This window comes from Sinomonas soli, from assembly GCF_054782415.1.
Genome location: NZ_BAAGSN010000006.1, coordinates 48,206 through 63,711, shown reverse-complemented (window position 1 = coordinate 63,711; position 15,506 = coordinate 48,206). Strand labels below are relative to the sequence as shown.

The 15,506-nt window shown below is 69.8% G+C and carries 14 protein-coding genes; 7 read left to right on the top strand and 7 right to left on the bottom strand.

What is annotated here, in order from left to right:
- Positions 1-30: 30 nt before the first annotated feature.
- The 4 genes from ACYVKZ_RS05910 to ACYVKZ_RS05895 form a co-directional block, all read right to left on the bottom strand.
- Positions 31-843 (bottom strand): ATP-binding cassette domain-containing protein, encoded by an 813-nt coding sequence (locus ACYVKZ_RS05910; protein ID WP_460991137.1) that lies wholly within the window; start codon positions 841-843, stop codon positions 31-33.
- Positions 840-2,972 carry a dipeptide/oligopeptide/nickel ABC transporter permease/ATP-binding protein gene (locus ACYVKZ_RS05905; RefSeq protein WP_460991136.1) on the bottom strand — a complete coding sequence of 711 codons (2,133 nt, stop codon included), beginning with the start codon at positions 2,970-2,972 and terminating at the stop codon, positions 840-842. Before ACYVKZ_RS05905 ends, ACYVKZ_RS05910 begins: the two co-directional genes overlap by 4 nt.
- 3 nt (positions 2,973-2,975) lie before the next feature.
- Entirely contained in the window at positions 2,976-3,935 is a 960-nt protein-coding gene (locus tag ACYVKZ_RS05900) for an ABC transporter permease (RefSeq protein WP_460991135.1), read from the bottom strand.
- A gap of 81 nt (positions 3,936-4,016) precedes the next feature.
- Positions 4,017-5,645: an ABC transporter substrate-binding protein gene (locus tag ACYVKZ_RS05895; protein WP_460991134.1), complete on the bottom strand. Its 1,629-nt coding sequence runs from the start codon at positions 5,643-5,645 to the stop codon at positions 4,017-4,019.
- 236 nt (positions 5,646-5,881) lie between these two features.
- Here ACYVKZ_RS05895 and ACYVKZ_RS05890 point away from each other — a divergent pair, with 236 nt between their 5' ends.
- The 5 genes from ACYVKZ_RS05890 to ACYVKZ_RS05870 all read left to right on the top strand — a co-directional run bounded on the left by ACYVKZ_RS05890 (position 5,882) and on the right by ACYVKZ_RS05870 (position 11,740).
- Positions 5,882-6,610, top strand: a complete 729-nt coding sequence (locus ACYVKZ_RS05890) for a FadR/GntR family transcriptional regulator (RefSeq protein ID WP_460991133.1) — start codon at positions 5,882-5,884, stop codon at positions 6,608-6,610.
- Between the two features lie 8 nt (positions 6,611-6,618).
- Entirely contained in the window at positions 6,619-7,398 is a 780-nt protein-coding gene (gene nagB / locus ACYVKZ_RS05885) for a glucosamine-6-phosphate deaminase (protein ID WP_460991132.1), read from the top strand.
- A 70-nt stretch (positions 7,399-7,468) separates the two neighbouring features.
- On the top strand, positions 7,469-8,470 hold the full coding sequence (locus ACYVKZ_RS05880) for an acetylxylan esterase (RefSeq protein WP_460991131.1): 1,002 nt from the start codon (positions 7,469-7,471) through the stop codon (positions 8,468-8,470).
- Positions 8,470-9,621, top strand: coding sequence for an N-acetylglucosamine-6-phosphate deacetylase (gene nagA / locus ACYVKZ_RS05875; protein ID WP_460991130.1), 1,152 nt, complete (start codon positions 8,470-8,472; stop codon positions 9,619-9,621). The genes ACYVKZ_RS05880 and nagA overlap by 1 nt, the downstream gene beginning before the upstream one ends.
- Positions 9,622-10,075: 454 nt before the next feature.
- The gene (locus tag ACYVKZ_RS05870; RefSeq protein ID WP_460991129.1) at positions 10,076-11,740 is read left to right on the top strand and encodes an exo-alpha-sialidase; all 1,665 of its coding nucleotides are present in this window, start codon (positions 10,076-10,078) and stop codon (positions 11,738-11,740) included.
- Between the two features lie 344 nt (positions 11,741-12,084).
- On the opposite strand, the gene ACYVKZ_RS05865 is transcribed toward ACYVKZ_RS05870, so the two are convergent.
- Positions 12,085-12,753 carry a hypothetical protein gene (locus tag ACYVKZ_RS05865; protein ID WP_460991128.1) on the bottom strand — a complete coding sequence of 223 codons (669 nt, stop codon included), beginning with the start codon at positions 12,751-12,753 and terminating at the stop codon, positions 12,085-12,087.
- Between the two features lie 184 nt (positions 12,754-12,937).
- Here ACYVKZ_RS05865 and ACYVKZ_RS05860 point away from each other — a divergent pair, with 184 nt between their 5' ends.
- Together ACYVKZ_RS05860 and ACYVKZ_RS05855 are read left to right on the top strand one after the other, a co-directional pair.
- Positions 12,938-13,429, top strand: a complete 492-nt coding sequence (locus tag ACYVKZ_RS05860; protein WP_460991127.1) for a DUF2690 domain-containing protein — start codon at positions 12,938-12,940, stop codon at positions 13,427-13,429.
- 277 nt (positions 13,430-13,706) lie between these two features.
- A complete protein-coding gene (locus tag ACYVKZ_RS05855; protein ID WP_460991126.1) occupies positions 13,707-14,060 on the top strand; it encodes a hypothetical protein in 354 nt (117 codons plus the stop codon).
- 174 nt (positions 14,061-14,234) lie between these two features.
- Here the strand turns inward: ACYVKZ_RS05855 and ACYVKZ_RS05850 are convergent, their stop codons facing one another.
- Both ACYVKZ_RS05850 and ACYVKZ_RS05845 read right to left on the bottom strand, forming a co-directional pair.
- A complete protein-coding gene (locus ACYVKZ_RS05850) occupies positions 14,235-14,855 on the bottom strand; it encodes a nucleoside/nucleotide kinase family protein (protein WP_460991125.1) in 621 nt (206 codons plus the stop codon).
- 152 nt (positions 14,856-15,007) lie between these two features.
- Positions 15,008-15,469, bottom strand: a complete 462-nt coding sequence (locus ACYVKZ_RS05845; RefSeq protein ID WP_460991124.1) for a hypothetical protein — start codon at positions 15,467-15,469, stop codon at positions 15,008-15,010.
- Between the last annotated feature and the right edge of the window lie 37 nt (positions 15,470-15,506).

The window sequence follows — 15,506 nt, the reverse complement described above, 5'->3', positions numbered from 1 at the left end:
TGGGTCTGCAGGAGTGGGGCGTAGGGGAATTCAGGACGCGTGCAGCAGGCTCGGGGCGGCCCCGAGGAGCTTGCGCGTGTAGTCGTTGGTGGGGGAGTCGAAGACCTCGGCGGCGGTGCCTTCCTCGACGATCTGTCCCCGGTAGACCACGCAGATGCGGTCCGAGACGTACCGGACGGTCTGGATGTCGTGGCTGATGAACACCATGCCGAGCCCGAGCTGCCGCTTGAGGTCGTTGAGGAGGTTGAGCACCTGGGCGCGGACGGAGACGTCGAGCGCGCTCGTGGGCTCGTCCGCGATGATGATCTCCGGGTCGAGGGCGAGGGCCCGGGCGATCGCGACGCGCTGCCGCTGGCCCCCCGAGAGGTTCGAGGGCGTGACCTCTGCCGCGGACTGGGGCAGGCCGACCAGGGAGAGCAGTTCCTTCACCCGGGCCAGGCGGGTCGCCTCGGTGCCGATCCCGTGGACCACGAGCGGGTCGAGGAGGATGTCCTGGATCGTCATGCGCGGGTTCAGCGCGGTGGCGGGATCCTGGAACACGACCGAGACGGTCCGCCCGAACTCGCGCCGCAGCCGGCCGTCGAGCCGCTTGACCGGCTTCCCCCGGAACAGGAACGTGCCAGCGGTGGGCTCCTGGAGGCCGACGAGGACGTTGGCGAGGGTGGACTTGCCGGAGCCGGACTCGCCCACGATGCCCACGGTCTCGCCGCGGCGCACGGAGAAGTCGACGCCGTCGACCGCCTTGACGATGGTGGGCCGGAACAGGGAACCGCCGCGGGCGCGGTGGTGGACCCTGAGGTCTCTGAGCTCGAGGACCGGGGTGCTGGGCTGGGCCTGGGTCACTGGGCGGCCTCCGTGACGAGATCGTTGGTACGGGCCGGGGCCTCGTGGCTGGCCCAGTAGTGCTCGGGCTCGCCCTCGACCGGCACGAATGCCAGGCGTTGGCGGGGGTCGGCACCCGGGCGCAGGGACCGCTCGGCGAAGCGGTCGCCGGTGGCGAAGTCGCGGGGCGAGGGGACGGTGCCCCGGATCTGGTGCAGCCGGGGGGCATCGGCCTCGATGGAGAGCACGGAGCCGAGCAGGCCGCGGGTGTACTCGTGCCGCGGGTTGCGCAGCAGGTCGGAGGTCCGGGCGGTCTCGACCACCTGGCCGGCGTACATGACCGTGACGCGGTGGGCGAGCTCGGCGACGAGGGCGAGGTCGTGGCTGACGAAGACCATGGCGAAGCCGAGCTGCTCGCGCAGCTCGTTGAGCAGCTCGATGACCTGCTTCTGCACGGTGACGTCCAGGGCCGTGGTGGGCTCGTCCGCGACCACGATCTTGGGGGAGCGGGAGAGGGCCATGGCGATCACGACACGCTGCCGCTGGCCGCCGGAGAGCTCGTGCGGGTAGGAGCGCAGCGTGCGGTCCGGGTCGAGCCTGACGAGTTCGAGGAGCTCGCGCGGGGTCTTGCGGCCGTTGCGGCGCGTGAGCTGCTCGAGCTGGTCCTTGATCAGCATGGACGGGTTCAGGGCGCTGAGGGAGTCCTGGTAGATCATGGCGATCTGCTCGCCGCGGAGGCCCTCGTAGCGCCTGGTGCGCTCCTTGGGGCTGTTGGTCAGCAGCTCCCTGCCCTCGAACCGGATCGAGCCTGAGAGCACGGCCGTGGGTGCCTGCAGGCCCATGACGGCGAGGGAGGTGATGGACTTGCCGCAGCCGGACTCGCCCACGAGCGCCATCGTCTCGCCCTCGCGGACCGTGAACGAGATTCCGTCGACGAGGGGGACGTCGCCATAGCGGGAGGGGAAGCGGATGGAGAGGTCCTCGACCGTCAGGACGGTCTTCGCGTCCGGGGCGACCTGGGGGAGCCGGTCGGTGCGGCGCGCCTCGGCCTCGGCGAGCTTGACCAGCTCGAGGTCCAGCAGGGCGCTCGGGTCGGCATCGAGGCGTCCGACGGCGTCGATCGCCCCCGTGCCGAGCTCGCCTGCCGCTCCGGGTGCCGCCGGGATCCCGGCGGTGAGCCCCTCGACGGCCGCGCCGGCGACGGCGGCCGCCGAGCCGTCGTCGTCCTTCACCCGCGCAGCGCGGCGCAGGCGCGGGTTCACCATCGCGTCGGTGAGGCCCTCGGCGAGGATGTTCAGTGCGAGGACGGTGAGCAGGATCGTGATGCCGCCGAACGTGGTGGGCCACCAGCCGCCGGCGAAGACGAGCTGCCGGCCGTCGCTCATGACGTTGCCCCACGAGGCGGCGGGCTGCTGTACGCCGGCGCCGAGGAAGGAGAGCGAGGCCTCGAGGATGATCGCGTCGGCGACCATGACGGTGGCGAAGACGAGCACGGGGGCGGCGGTGTTCCGGACGATGTGCCTGGTGAGGATGTAGAACCGGCCGGCACCGATCACGCGTTCGGCGCGCACGTAGTCCTCCCCGTACTGGGCCAGGACGTTGGCGCGGACCACGCGGGCCAGCTGCGGGGAGTAGACGATGGCGATCGAGAGGATGATCACGGGCACGGTCGAGCCGAACAGGCTCAGGGAGCCGGCGGAGAGGGCGAACATGAGTGCCGCGGCGAGTGCGACGCCGGGGAACGCCATGACGACGTCGAGGACGCGCATGACCGTCTCGTCGGCCCACTTGCGGCTTGTGGCCGCGACCGCGCCGAGGACGGCGCCGAGGACGACGGCGAGGGCCACGGCGCCGAGGCCGATGACGATCGAGACACGGGCGCCGTAGAGGAGCCGGGTGAAGACGTCGCGGCCGCCGAGGTCGGTGCCGAAGAAGTGCTCGGCGTCCGGGGCAGTCTTGGGGATGAAGGATTCGTTCTCCCCGTAGGGGGCGAGGAGAGGGCCGAAGACTGCCACGAGGACGATGAAGGCCAGGAAGGCGAGGGAGATCTTGGAGCCCAGGGGCATCGCCCGGAAGCGGGCGCCCTGGGTGGCGAGGCGCTCGGCGAGGCCGGCGCGCGGGCCGAGGACTGCGGGGCGTGGGGTGTTCATGTCTCAGACCGTCCGGATCCGCGGGTTGATGAGCAGGTACAGCAGGTCGACCGCGATGTTGACGAGGACGAAGGTCGCGGCGATCGTGATCACACCGCCGCTGACGAGGTTGACGTCTTTGCCGGCGAGGCCGTTGATGATGAGCTGGCCCATGCCGTGCAGGTCGAAGATCGCCTCGATCACGATGGCGCCGCCGAGCAGGTAGCCGATCCGCAGCCCCAGGACGGTCACCGGGGTGACGAGGGCGTTGCGGAGCACGTTCTTGGCCACGACGGTTCGGTAGGGCACGCCGTTGCCGACGGCGGTGCGGACGTAGTCCTTGTCCAGTTCCTCGACCATGGAGGTGCGCACGACGCGGATGAGGGAGGCCGCCACGGGCAGGCCCAGCGCGAGGGAGGGCAGGGCCATGGAGTAGAGCCAGCCGACGAACCCGTACTGGTCGGCCCAGGAGAGGCCGCCGACGGGGAACAGCGAGCCGGCCGGGAGCGCGAACCACTGGATGAGCAGGATGCCGAGCCAGAAGGACGGGGTCGCGATGGCGGCGATGGAGAAGATGCGGATGAGCTGGTCCGGCCAGCGGTCGCGGTAGAGGGCGCCGAGGATGCCGAGGACGAGGGCGAGCGCGACGGCGATGAGGACGCCGAGGAAGGTCAGCTCGAGGGTGATGGGGAAGGCCGCGGCGATCTTCGCGCCGACCGGCTCCTCCGGCGGGTTCGTGACGCCGAAGTTGCCGGTCACGAGCTTGGCGAGGTAGGCGAAGAACTGGACTGCCAGGGGCTGGTCCAGCCCGTGGTCGTGGCGCCAGGCTGCCTTCGCGGCCTCGCTCGCGTCGGGTCCGAGGACGAAGGTGGCACGGTCGCCCGGGGCGACCTGCAGCACGAGGAACACCAGGATGGTGACCCCCAGCAGCATGAACGGCAGGACGGCGAGGCGCCGGCCCAGCAGTCGCATCAGGGTACTCACGGTTTCTCAGGCTCCGGATCTAGAAGGGGGACGGGCGACGGCGGAGGGGGCCCCGCCGTCGTCCGCGCGGCGTGTGCTCGGCTACTTGTGGCCGACGCCGATGAAGGAGACACCGGTGGTCGGGAGCGGCTGGAAGTCGAGCAGCTGCTTCTCGTCCCACGCGGTGGGCAGCTGGCGGTGGAAGACCGAGTAGAGCGGGGCCTGCTCGGCGATGATGTCGACCACCTGGGCGTGGAGGCCCTTGGCCTTGGCGGCGTCGGACTGGGCAGCCTGGTCCAGGAGCGTCTGGATCTGGGCGAACTCCGGTGCGCCAGCCCAGCGGGCGCGGGTCTTCATCCAGGTTCCGGGGCGGTAGAACCAGCTCAGCAGCAGGTCCCCGTCGTTGCCGAAGACGCTCGGGTCGCCGGAGGCGCACACCACGTCGTAGTCGCCGCCGTCGGCCCGCTGGGCACTGTAGACCGTGGCGGTGGGGGCGATGTCGAGGGTGGTCTTGACGCCGACCGCGTCCCAGTTCTCCTTCACGAGCGGCATGATCGGGTCGATCCAGGAGTTCTGGGTCGAGGTCACGCGCAGGGAGAGGTCGGAGACGCCGGCCTCCTGTAGGAGCTGCTTGGCCTTGCCCGGGTCGTAGGTGTACTGGGTCGAGGCCTTCGTGTAGTCCGGATGGCCCTCCTGGAAGTAGGAGGTCGCCGCCTTCGCGTTGCCGAGGAGGGCCTTCTTGATGATGCTGTCCGTGTCGAGTGCATAGTGCAGCGCCTGGCGGACGCGCTTGTCCGAGAACGGCGCCTTGGCGCAGTTGAACATGAGGAACAGCTGGCCGAAGGACTGCACTGCCTGCACGGTGGCGCGGCTCTTGAGCGAGTCGATGTCGAGGTAGGGCACGTCCTCGATGGCCTGCGTGCGCGAGGGGATCGAGTTCACCCGGGCGGTGCCGTCGGAGATGAGCAGCCACGTCATGGAGTTGGCCCGGGCCGGGTACTGGCCCTTGTAGCCGTCGAACTTCGCGAAGACGATCTTGTCGTTCGCCGCGGCCGAGACGAACTTGTACGGGCCGGAGCCGACCGGCTTGGCGTCGAACGCCTTGGCCTTGGCCGCGGTGTCGGTGAGGGCCTTCGGCACGACCTTGACGACCGCGATGCGCTGGGCGAACTCGGCGAAGGGGGTCTTCAGTGTGAAGGCGACCGTCTTGTCGTCCTTCTTGGCCACGTCCTTGAGGAAGGGGAGGAAGCCCGCGAAGAGCGACTTGAGCGCCGGGTCGAGGATGCGCTTGAAGGACCACACCACGTCGTCCACGGTGACCGGCGAGCCGTCGTGGAAGGTGGCGCCCTGCTTGAGCTCGACCTCCCACGAGGTGTCGCTGACCTTCTTCGGGTCCGAGGCGGCCAGGGCCAGGTACGGCTTCCGGGTGGCCGGATGGAGGTCGACCAGGCCCTCGAAGATGTGGTTGTTCGCGGCCACCGGGGTCGCCCCGGAAGCGGTACCGGGGTCGAAGCCCGAGGAGAGCGCGAACGAGATGCCGGCAACGAGTTCCTTGGTGGGGTCCGCCGAGGCGCTCCCCGTCGAGCCGCTGCTGGACGTCTGGCTCACCGGCGAGCACGCCGCGACCGACGCAGAGATCGCCGCGGCGGCGCCCAGCACGCCGCTGAGCTTGAGGAAGGACCGGCGGCTGGCGTCATCGGCCAGCGGCAGGTTCGCGATGGGGTTCTTCATCGTGCCTCACCATTTCATGTTGGATGCTCGAGGAGTGCGACCCTCGAATGTCGAATATCGGATGTGGGATGTCCTAGGTCATTCCACTGTAAGGTGGCTCACACAGGAGGTCAAGCGTGCAGGGACTCCCCCGGCCCGGTTCCCGACCGGACGTCGGATATCCTATGATGGTGAGAGTTGAATCACAAACCCCTACGGCTGCAAGGGCGAGGGGAATAGGAAAGGGAGGGAGAGCCATGGCAGACGCGACTTCCGCGCAGGTGCTCCGGTTCAGCGCCCAGGCCCGCCTGCGCACGCTGCAGCGGGAGATCATCGACCTCATCCTCGAGCGGGGACTCGCTGCCGGCGACCCCCTGCCGACCGAGAACGAGCTCAGCGCGACGCTGGGAGTCGGGCGCAACGCGCTGCGCGAATGCCTCAAGGTGCTGCAGGGGCTGGGGATCGTGGAGATCCGCCACGGCTTCGGGATGTTCGTGGCCCCGTCGAACTTCGACGCCTTGGCCGATGCCCTGACGTTCCGCGGGCAGCTGTCCCTGCGGCGGGAGGGGCACGAGGCGATGGAGCTGGTCGATGTCCGCCAGGCGCTCGAGTCGGGCCTGGTCGGGGCCTCGATCGATGCGATGACTCCCGAGCGCCTGGCCCAGCTCGAGGAGGCCGTGGCCCTCATGGAGGAGCATGCGGCTCGGGGGGAGGAGTTCTCCGCCGCCGATGCGCGCTTCCACCGGCTCCTCTTCGAGCCGCTGGAGAACCACCTCCTGCTGAGCCTGCTGGAGGTCTTCTGGACGGTCTACCGGAAGATCCACGCCGAGGTGGGGCCGGGGACAGCCGACTTCGTGAGCACGGCAGCAATGCACCGGCGCATCCTCCAGGCTGTGGCCGACGGGGACAAGGCCGCTGCGGCCGAGCAGCTCAACCGCCACTTCGACGGCATCCGCAAGCTCATCACCGACCGACGCGCCCTGTAGGAGCGGCCATGGAGATCGTCATCCTCCCGGACGCGGCTGCCGTCGCCCGCACGGCAGCCGACATCATCGAGGCCCGCGTCCGCACGGGGCCCGCCGTCCTCGGGCTGGCCACCGGTTCGACGCCTTTGGGCACCTACCAGGAGCTGGCAGCCCGCCATCGCACATCGGGACTCAGCTTCGCGGACGCGAAGGCGTTCCTGCTCGACGAATACGTCGGGCTGCCGGCCAGCCATCCCGAGTCGTACCGCTCTGTCATCCGCCGGGAGTTCGCACAGGAGGTGGACTTCGCCGAGGGAGCCGTCCAGGGGCTCGATGGAGAGGCCGAGGATCCGGCGGCCGAAGCCGAACGCTACGAGGCCTCCATCCGCGCGGCCGGCGGCGTCGACATCCAGATCCTGGGGATCGGCACCGACGGCCACATCGGCTTCAACGAGCCCATGTCCTCGCTCCGCTCGCGCACCCGCATCAAGACGCTGACCGAGCAGACCCGCCAGGACAACGCGAGGTTCTTCGACCACATCGACCAGGTGCCCCACCACGTCCTCACCCAAGGACTGGGCACCATCGGCCGGGCACGCCACATCCTCCTGATCGGCCTGGGCAAGGCCAAGGCCGAGGCAGTGGCCGCGGCGGTGGAAGGGCCCGTCGCAGCCTCCTGCCCGGCCTCGGTCCTCCAGTTCCACCCCCACGCCACCGTGCTCCTCGATGCTCCCGCCGCCTCCTCCCTCCGCCACACCGAGTACTACCACCACGTCCTCGCCAACAAGCCGTCCTGGCAGGAGCACTGATCCGCCCCTGAGCGGCAGTCGACCGACACAGCAGCAGCCGGCTCAGCCCCGGCGACGAGGAGCACATCAAATGCCGCTCACCGACATCACCCTGGACGAGTGCTGGAGCCTCCGGCCCAGCCTGCCCGAGCCCGCCGACCTCGACGCCTTCTGGAGGAAGACGCTCGGGCGGGCAGTTCCGGCAGGCAGCAGCCCGCTCCTGACCGAGGTCGACAGCGGCCTCGCGCTCGTCTCCACCTACGACGTCGTCTTCGGCGGCTCCGATGGACAGCCTGTCCGCGGCTGGCTCCGGACGCCACGGACAGTTGAAGGGCGCCTCGGCTGCGTCGTGGAATTCCTCGGCTACGGCCGCGGCCGAGGCCTCCCCCATGAGGACCTGACATACGCCTGCGCGGGATACGCCCACCTCTTGGTGGACACGCGCGGACAGGGCTGGTCCGCAGCACCGGGAAGCACCGAGGACGCCGTGCCCCAGAGGCCAGGCGACGTGCCCGGCTTCCTCACGCGCGGGATCGAGTCGCCGGAGACGTACTACTACCGGCGCGTCTACGCTGACGCCGTCAGCGCCGTCGCCTCTGCGCGCGCACTGCAGATGGTCGATCCGGACCGGGTGGTGGTGACCGGCATCAGCCAAGGCGGCGGCATCGCCCTCGCCGCAGCCGCCCTCGCGCCGGGAATCGCCGGGGTCATGGCCGACGTGCCATTCCTGTGCAACTTCCGGCGCGGTGCCGACATCGCCGCCCGACCGCCGTTCACCGAGATCGCGGACTACCTCAGCCTGCACCGCGACCAGACCGAGAACGCGTTCAACACCCTCTCCTACTTCGACGCCGCCCTCCTGGTGCGCCGGGCGACCGCACCGGCCCTCTTCTCCATCGCCATGATGGACCCAGTCTGTCCACCCTCGACCTGCTTCACCGCATACCACGCCTACGCCGGCCCCAAGACGGTGGATGTCTACGAGTTCAACGGGCACGAAGGAGGCGGCGAGGTCCACCTCGCCGCCAAGCTCGCATGGCTGCACCGGACGATCGGTCACCACGGGGCGGCCGGAAATGCGGGAGGAGCATGATGAGCAGAGCGGTGCCTTCCACGGTCATCCATGGTGCGGCCGTCGTCAGCGAAGGAGCGCTCGTCCCGGACGGCTGGGTGCGGTTCGAGGGAGGCCGCGTCACGGCAAGGGGCGCCGGCAGCACCTGGTCGCGGGCAGATGCCGTGTTCGACGCCGCAGGTGCGTGGCTCACCCCAGGGTTCGTTGACATCCACTGCCACGGCGGGGCTGGCGCCTCGTTTGACGAGGGGCCCAGCGCGATCAGCACCGCCCTCGCCCTACACGAACGCCACGGGACCACCCGTTCGGTCCTGTCCCTGGTGAGCGCCCCCGTCGACGTGCTCGCCGCCCGGCTCTCGGTCATCGCGGAACTGGCATCGCAGGATAGCCGGATTCTCGGGAGCCATCTCGAAGGCCCTTTCCTCGACCCGGGGCGAAGGGGAGCCCATGACCCCGCGGCCCTCCGTCCGCCGACCCAGGAGGACATCCAGGCCCTGCTCGCCGCAGCAGCAGGGTCGCTTCGGCAGGTCACCCTCGCGCCGGAGTTGCCCGGCGGCCTCGAGGCTGTCAAGGCGTTCTCCCAAGCGGGCGTGCGTGTCGCCATCGGGCACACAGACGCGGACTACGACCAGGCACTCGAGGCCACCGCAGCGGGAGCTACGCTGCTCACCCACGCCTTCAACGCCATGAACGGTGTCGGCCACCGCGCCCCCGGCCCTGTAGTAGCCGCGAGGAGCTCCCCGCAGATGACCCTCGAGGTCATCAACGACGGCATCCACGTCCATCCTGAAGTTGTGAGGATGCTCTTCGCAGCCGCGCCGGGGCGCGTCGCCTTGATCACCGACGCAATGGCCGCCGCAGGGTCCTGCGACGGCGCCTACAGACTAGGAGGCCTCGCTGTCGACGTCAGGGACGGCGTGGCGCGTCTCGCCGCCGGCGGGTCCATCGCCGGCTCGACCCTCACACTGGACGCCGCCCTGAGACGCGCCGTGCAAGATGTCGGCATCCGGGTCCCGGAAGCAGTCCAGGCCCTCACCCAGACGCCCGCGACAGCCATGGGCCTCGGCACTAGGTACGGCCGCCTCTCACCGGGCTACGCAGCAGACGCCGTGCTCCTCGACGCAGGGTTCGACGTCCTGGCGGTCTGGCGGGACGGCGAGCGCATCGCCTGAAAGCCGGGCCGCGTCTCCCGAGGCATCGCCGGTGACACGGCTAGCGCCTCCTCGCGCCGACGGACCGCATCCCTCCCCATCGGGGAGGCCACCCAGGAGCACCCGGCGCCCCTGCGCAGGCGCCTCGCTCCGAGCCTGCCCCTGCGCTCTGATACGTCGTCAGAGGCCGGGGGCTCCGATGAGAAGGAGGGCAGCGAGCACCATGACAAGCGACCATAGTCACGACCACAGGTTCTTCGGACAACTGCGCCCTCGGGGCCGTCCGACAAGCCACGCAAGCACAGCCCGTCGGGGATGGTTAGCACTTCACCGCACCCTTGACGCATGTGATCTGAATCATTAGGTTGGGGACGTCCTACGTCCCATCAGGGGAGCAATCCACTGTGCCTTTCGATTACTTCCATCCGATCTACGGACATGGGACGTCCAATATCATGCGTTCAAAGGAGAGTCTATGAAGCCGCTCGAACAACGCCCACAACATCGACCACGCACGGCACTCTCAGGACTTGGCGCCGCGGTCCTCGCGGCCGCATGCCTGGCTGCGGTCGCACCCCCAGCGCAGGCCGTCCCCGGCGCCGGCAACGATGACGCCGCGGGGCACTTCAGCAGCCAGGTCCTCGCGTCCAACGGGGACAACGCCATCGATCCCGTGCTCGGGAAGTACTACAGGATCGTCGGGCTCGCCAGCCTCGGCAATGGCGTGGTGCTCGCGTCATACGACGGCAGGCCCACCGGGGGCGACTCGCCGGCACCGAACTCAATCGTCCAGCGCCGCAGCACGGACGGCGGGAAGACCTGGGGCGCACCGACGTACATCGCCCGCGGCCAGGTAGCGGCGCCCGGCCAGGCGCCGTTCGGCTTCTCCGACCCGAGCTACGTCGTGGACCGCGAGACCGGGACGGTCTTCAACTTCCACGTCTACTCCAAGGACGCAGGCTTCGCCTCGAGCCACCTCGGCAACGACGACGCAGATCGCTCGGTGATCAGCTCCGAGGTCTCCGTCTCCACCGACGGGGGCAAAACCTGGTCCACCGACCCAGCCAACCAGCCCGCGCTCCCCACGCCCACGGCCTACCCGTCCGGGTCCGCGTACTCGGACTTCGCTGGGCCACTCATCACGAACGTGGTCAAGCCGGTGGGCGCCACGGTCAACGGCGTCGCCAACGTCGGCGGGGTCGTCGGCCAGTTCGCCTCCTCGGGAGAGGGCATCCAGCTCAAGTACGGCCCTCACAGGGGCCGCCTGATCCAGCAGTTCGCCGGAACGGTCATCCAGCCCGACGGCTCGCGGCAGATCCAGGCCTACAGCGTCTACTCCGACGACCACGGCAAGAGCTGGCAGATGGGCCAGCCGGTGGGCACCGCGATGGACGAGAACAAGGTCGTGGAGCTCTCCAACGGCGACGTCATGCTCAACTCACGCGACAGCGCAGGCGGAGGCGGGCGCAAGATCGCGATCTCGCACGACGGCGGAGCGACCTACGGCCCCGTCACGTACGACCACACCCTCACCGATCCGCGCAACAACGCGGGCATCACCCGCATGGTCCCCGATGCGCCGGAAGGGTCAGCGGACGCGAAGAAGCTGCTCTTCTCCAACGCGGACAACCCGCCATTCGCGCGCGTCAACGGCACCATCCGCTACTCCTGCGACGACGGAGCCACCTGGAGCACCTCGCGCGCCTTCGCCCCGGGTCTGCCCACGAGCTACTCGACCGTCACAGCCCTCGGAAATGGGAAGTTCGGGGTCCTGTACGAGGGTGCCGGCAACACCATCACGTTCGACACCTTCGACTCACAGTGGCTCGGTCCCCTGTGCGGGGCCCTGACATCCGACGGCGCGCGGTTCGCCCCCGGCGGCTCGGCCGACGTTGCGCTGACAGTGGCAAACCAGGACAGCCACGCGTTCTCGCGCGGAACCGTCTCGCTCGCCCTGCCCGACGGCTGGACGGCCACCGCCGCGAACGTCCCCTCACTGCCTGCCGGGCAGAGCGCCACGGTGGTGGTGCGGGTCACCGCCCCCGCCGGCGCCCGCGCCGGCACCGTAGCCGGCCGCGCCGAGTTCTCCGCAGCCCAGGGGCACCTCGATGCGAAGATCCTGGTGACCGTCACCCCTTAGGCCTGCGCGCCGGGGCCGAGAGGGCACGTCGCTACGCCGTCGGCGCTGCCCCTCTCGACCCCCGCCCGCTGTCAGCTTCTAAGCCCTGGAAGACCGCTCTGACAGCGCCACAGGGTTTCGTGATTACGTCGACCTCACGTGCCTAATCGTCCAGACTGCTATGGACGATTAGGCACGACTGTTGGTCTGTGCCCAGGGTCACGAGGTTCCCCGGGCGGGACCCCCAAGGGGGCAATCGTCCAGAATGCTCTGGACAATTCGCACTGGCGCCTTGGGGGAGCGGTTACGGTGGGGGTGCCTTGCCGGTCACGCCGGTACAGCTCTGCCGGCCAGGGGTCGCCGTCCTACGGTGTCGCCTCCCGCTTCGGGACGGAGGCCGGTCCCGGTACGGCGCCGGCCTCCCCGCTTCGGCGTGAGTTGCGCTGGCATTCCTTCCAGCCATGCTCGATGTTCAGGACGATGTCCTCTGGGGGGAAGGACTCTCCGGCCCCGTACAGGACGAACACCTCCCGGTCGGCGCTCAGGTTGAGCGTGACAGAGCGCTCGTCCTCGGCCTTCCCTGTGACGAGCACGACGCCAGCGGCGGGGAGTGCGCAGTCGACATCGCGACACCAGGCACCCCACTGGAGGGTAACGCGGTGGTGGGCGTCGACTGAGTCGCTTCTCGGCTTCAACCGGATCCAGACGTGCCCTTCGAGTCTGGCGGGCCAGATCAGGTGATGGTGGCGCGCCAAGGGGCCATCATGGGTGCCCCAAGGGTCCCATCTGGGCCCCCACAGGTTCCTCAGCGCAAGGCTCAGCCAGCCCCTGGCCTGGTAGAGGCCGTCGAGATGCTCCGCGTGCCTGAGCGGCGGCAGCGCCCCGCCCTCATATCGGGCAAGTTGCGACTTGGAAATGACGATCCCGCCGCCGTTCCTTTTCTTCGCCGCTGCCTGCGCCTGCACTAGATCGCTCAGGCTGACCTTTCGGAGTGCGCGGAGCGCTTCACCGAAGCGGGCCGGAGTGTCCGGCATGGATGAGAAGAGCCCTTCTGATGGGTCTTGTCCCATTTTCGTCCCCCACTCAGGGCGACCTGTCCGCGCCATGTGAGCCTGAGCGTAGGTGGGTTCGTGGGGACGGACAACCGGTCCCGCCGACGACCCGGAGCAGAGGCACCACGCGAGGAGGCCCAAGAGGCCCAATCAGGAGGAGGAACCGATGACAACCACGACCAGGCGGCGGCGCAGAGGCTTCTGGCTGTTCGCCGCCATAGCGTGCACGGCGCTTCTCGTCGCCGTGTCTGCAGGCACCAATCTGGCCGCGCCGGCGAGTGCAAGCCCCATCGGGTACAGCCCCGGGATCCAGAGTGACCCACAGCAGACTGGCTGTTACAAGGACGCCGTGACCGTCAAGACCGTTCCCATCGTCGATACGTCGACGCAGCGGAAGACTGGCATCGTGGAAGTCCGGTACTCGCCGCACTGCGAAACCAATTGGGTCAGGGCCACCTCGTTCATCAAGGGCGTCGTGCAGAAGCAGATCTGGACGAAGGAACCCCTGAACGGGATCGAGGTGGACTACGGGCCGGGCACGAGCTGGTCCTACCAGGTGAAGGCCCCGGGTGTGGACTGCATCGGATTCGACGTCGCCATCGTGATCAATCCGCCGGTCGTGACCGACGGGACGGCGCACGGTGACGTCTGTGGGTGACCAGCACCGATAGGGGCCCGCGACGCAGCCCGTCGCGGGCCCCTCCTGCGTCCAGGCACGGCTACGGCGCTGCCCAGCCAGGTAGGGAGGGCGATCCGCGACCGCCACCGCGACCGGGCAAAGGGCCCTCGCAGCAGCCGCCTGACCACCCACCGGTCCCACCGCGCCATACTCGTTGGACATGTACAATCCGACCGGAAGCCAACCACCTAGGGGGACCCTTGAAGCTCACCCACGCCGCCCTCGCGGCCACCGCCCTCACCGCACTCCTCACCGGGTGCTCCACCGCCCCCGCCGCGCCCCGGCGCCGCCGCAGGACGGCGGCTCCTACGCCTCCCTGGCCGCCCTGAAGGACGCGTACATCAAGGCCGGCGACACCTGCGAGACCCTCACCCCGACCAACGTCAAGCGCACCGCCGAGTCCGGGCGCTGCGGCCAAGTCTGGCTCGAGACCTACGTCAGCCACGCGGACGCCGCCGCCACCGTCCAGGACTGGAAGGACACCTTCAGCCGGCCCGACTCCCCGCAGGAGACGCCCATGCTGGTCGGTCAGAACTGGATCATCCAGGCCCCCGACGCCGCACAGCTCCAGACCAAGCTCGGCGGGCAGCTCGTCAAGATCGGCGGATGACCACCGGGCGGGCGAACCCGGGCGGCCCATCAACGCATGTTCTCCTGCGTACCGCCGCGGACGAGAATCCACACCCGAAGAGGGCCTTCCTCATCAGGAAGCTGTTTTCCGCCGCTGGCGCCGGCCTGCTCATCGCAGCAGGCCTCGCCACTCCGCTGACAGCCGCGGGCGGGATCAGGCGGCAGCCGCAACGGCTGGCCGCTCCGGGTGGTTGTACCGCACGAGGATGTCCGGCTCCTCGGAACGCTCCCGCTCGTGCTCGAGGACGCCGTCGACGGTGAAGGCGAGCTCCGCCGGCGTCCGTTCGCGGAGGACCCGCTCGTCGACCTGCAAGGCGACGGAGAGGTCGAAGTCGAGCCAGTGGCCCAGCAGCATGGGCCCCGCCGCCAGCAGGACCAGCCCATCGGGCGCCGGCTGCCGCCGGTCGCGGACGGAGCGGTCTGTCTCCGGGTCACGCAGCCGCGGCAGCCACTGCGCAGGCCCGGGTGCGGCGAGCGGGTCCAGCACCTCGCGGGCCAGCGCGCCGAAGTCGAACCAGCGTTCCCGGTAGCTGTCGGGGTCCTGACGGCCGAACTCCAGCCGCTGGGAGGCCGGGAGCATGAAGTCCTTCAGCTCCACCACCTTCGCGGCCCGGCCTGCCGGGCGCAGCCTCGCCGCGATCCTCCGGGCGAGGTCGGCCGGTGCCGCCGCATCCGCGCCGTCGACGGCGACCCTGGTCCGGCCCGGCCGTGCCAGGCAGCGGTCAACCACCATGGACACCAGCGCCCCAGGTGTCATCGGCGCGTAGGAGGGCATCCACTGATTATCGCCCCCGCCGCGCGGCGCGTGCCGGCGCCTCCGCATATGGGACGGCAGCAAAGCACGACCCAGTCCTCCGCCTGAGCGGCCGCCGCCCTTGATAGAGGAGGGCCCCGCAGCGATCAACGCTGCGGGGCCCTCCTGCGTGGTCAGGCGGGGCGGGGGAGGGTGCCTGGCCGCTCGGCGGTCAGCACCAGAGCGGTGAGGGCCACCGTCCCGGCGAGTAGCACCGCCAGGGTGACGCCCCCGGCGGAGCCGAACTCGAACACGCCCAGGCTGTCCTCGAGGAGCGCCCCGATCAGCACCAGCACCGCGGAGCCGGCTACTGCTAAGGGCACGGGGCCACCGCGGCGGCGGGCACGGCGGGCGAGGACGATTCCGGACACCAGCGCCCCGGCGGCGCCGGCGGCGAGCAGCCACATGGCGACGTCGGCGCCGGGCCCGGCGGTGTGGCGGACCTCGCTGCCAGCGAGGATGCCCAGCCACAGGACCGCGGCCAGGGCACCGGTGGCGATCGCCGCGACGGCGGTACCGACCCGCAAGGCAGGCCCGCCCCGGCTGGTGGTCGGCGCCGCTGCAGCGGCAGTCTTCTTCTGGGCAGAGTTGTCCATGGATCCCCCAATATTGGTCTGCGCGGGCCGGGCTGTG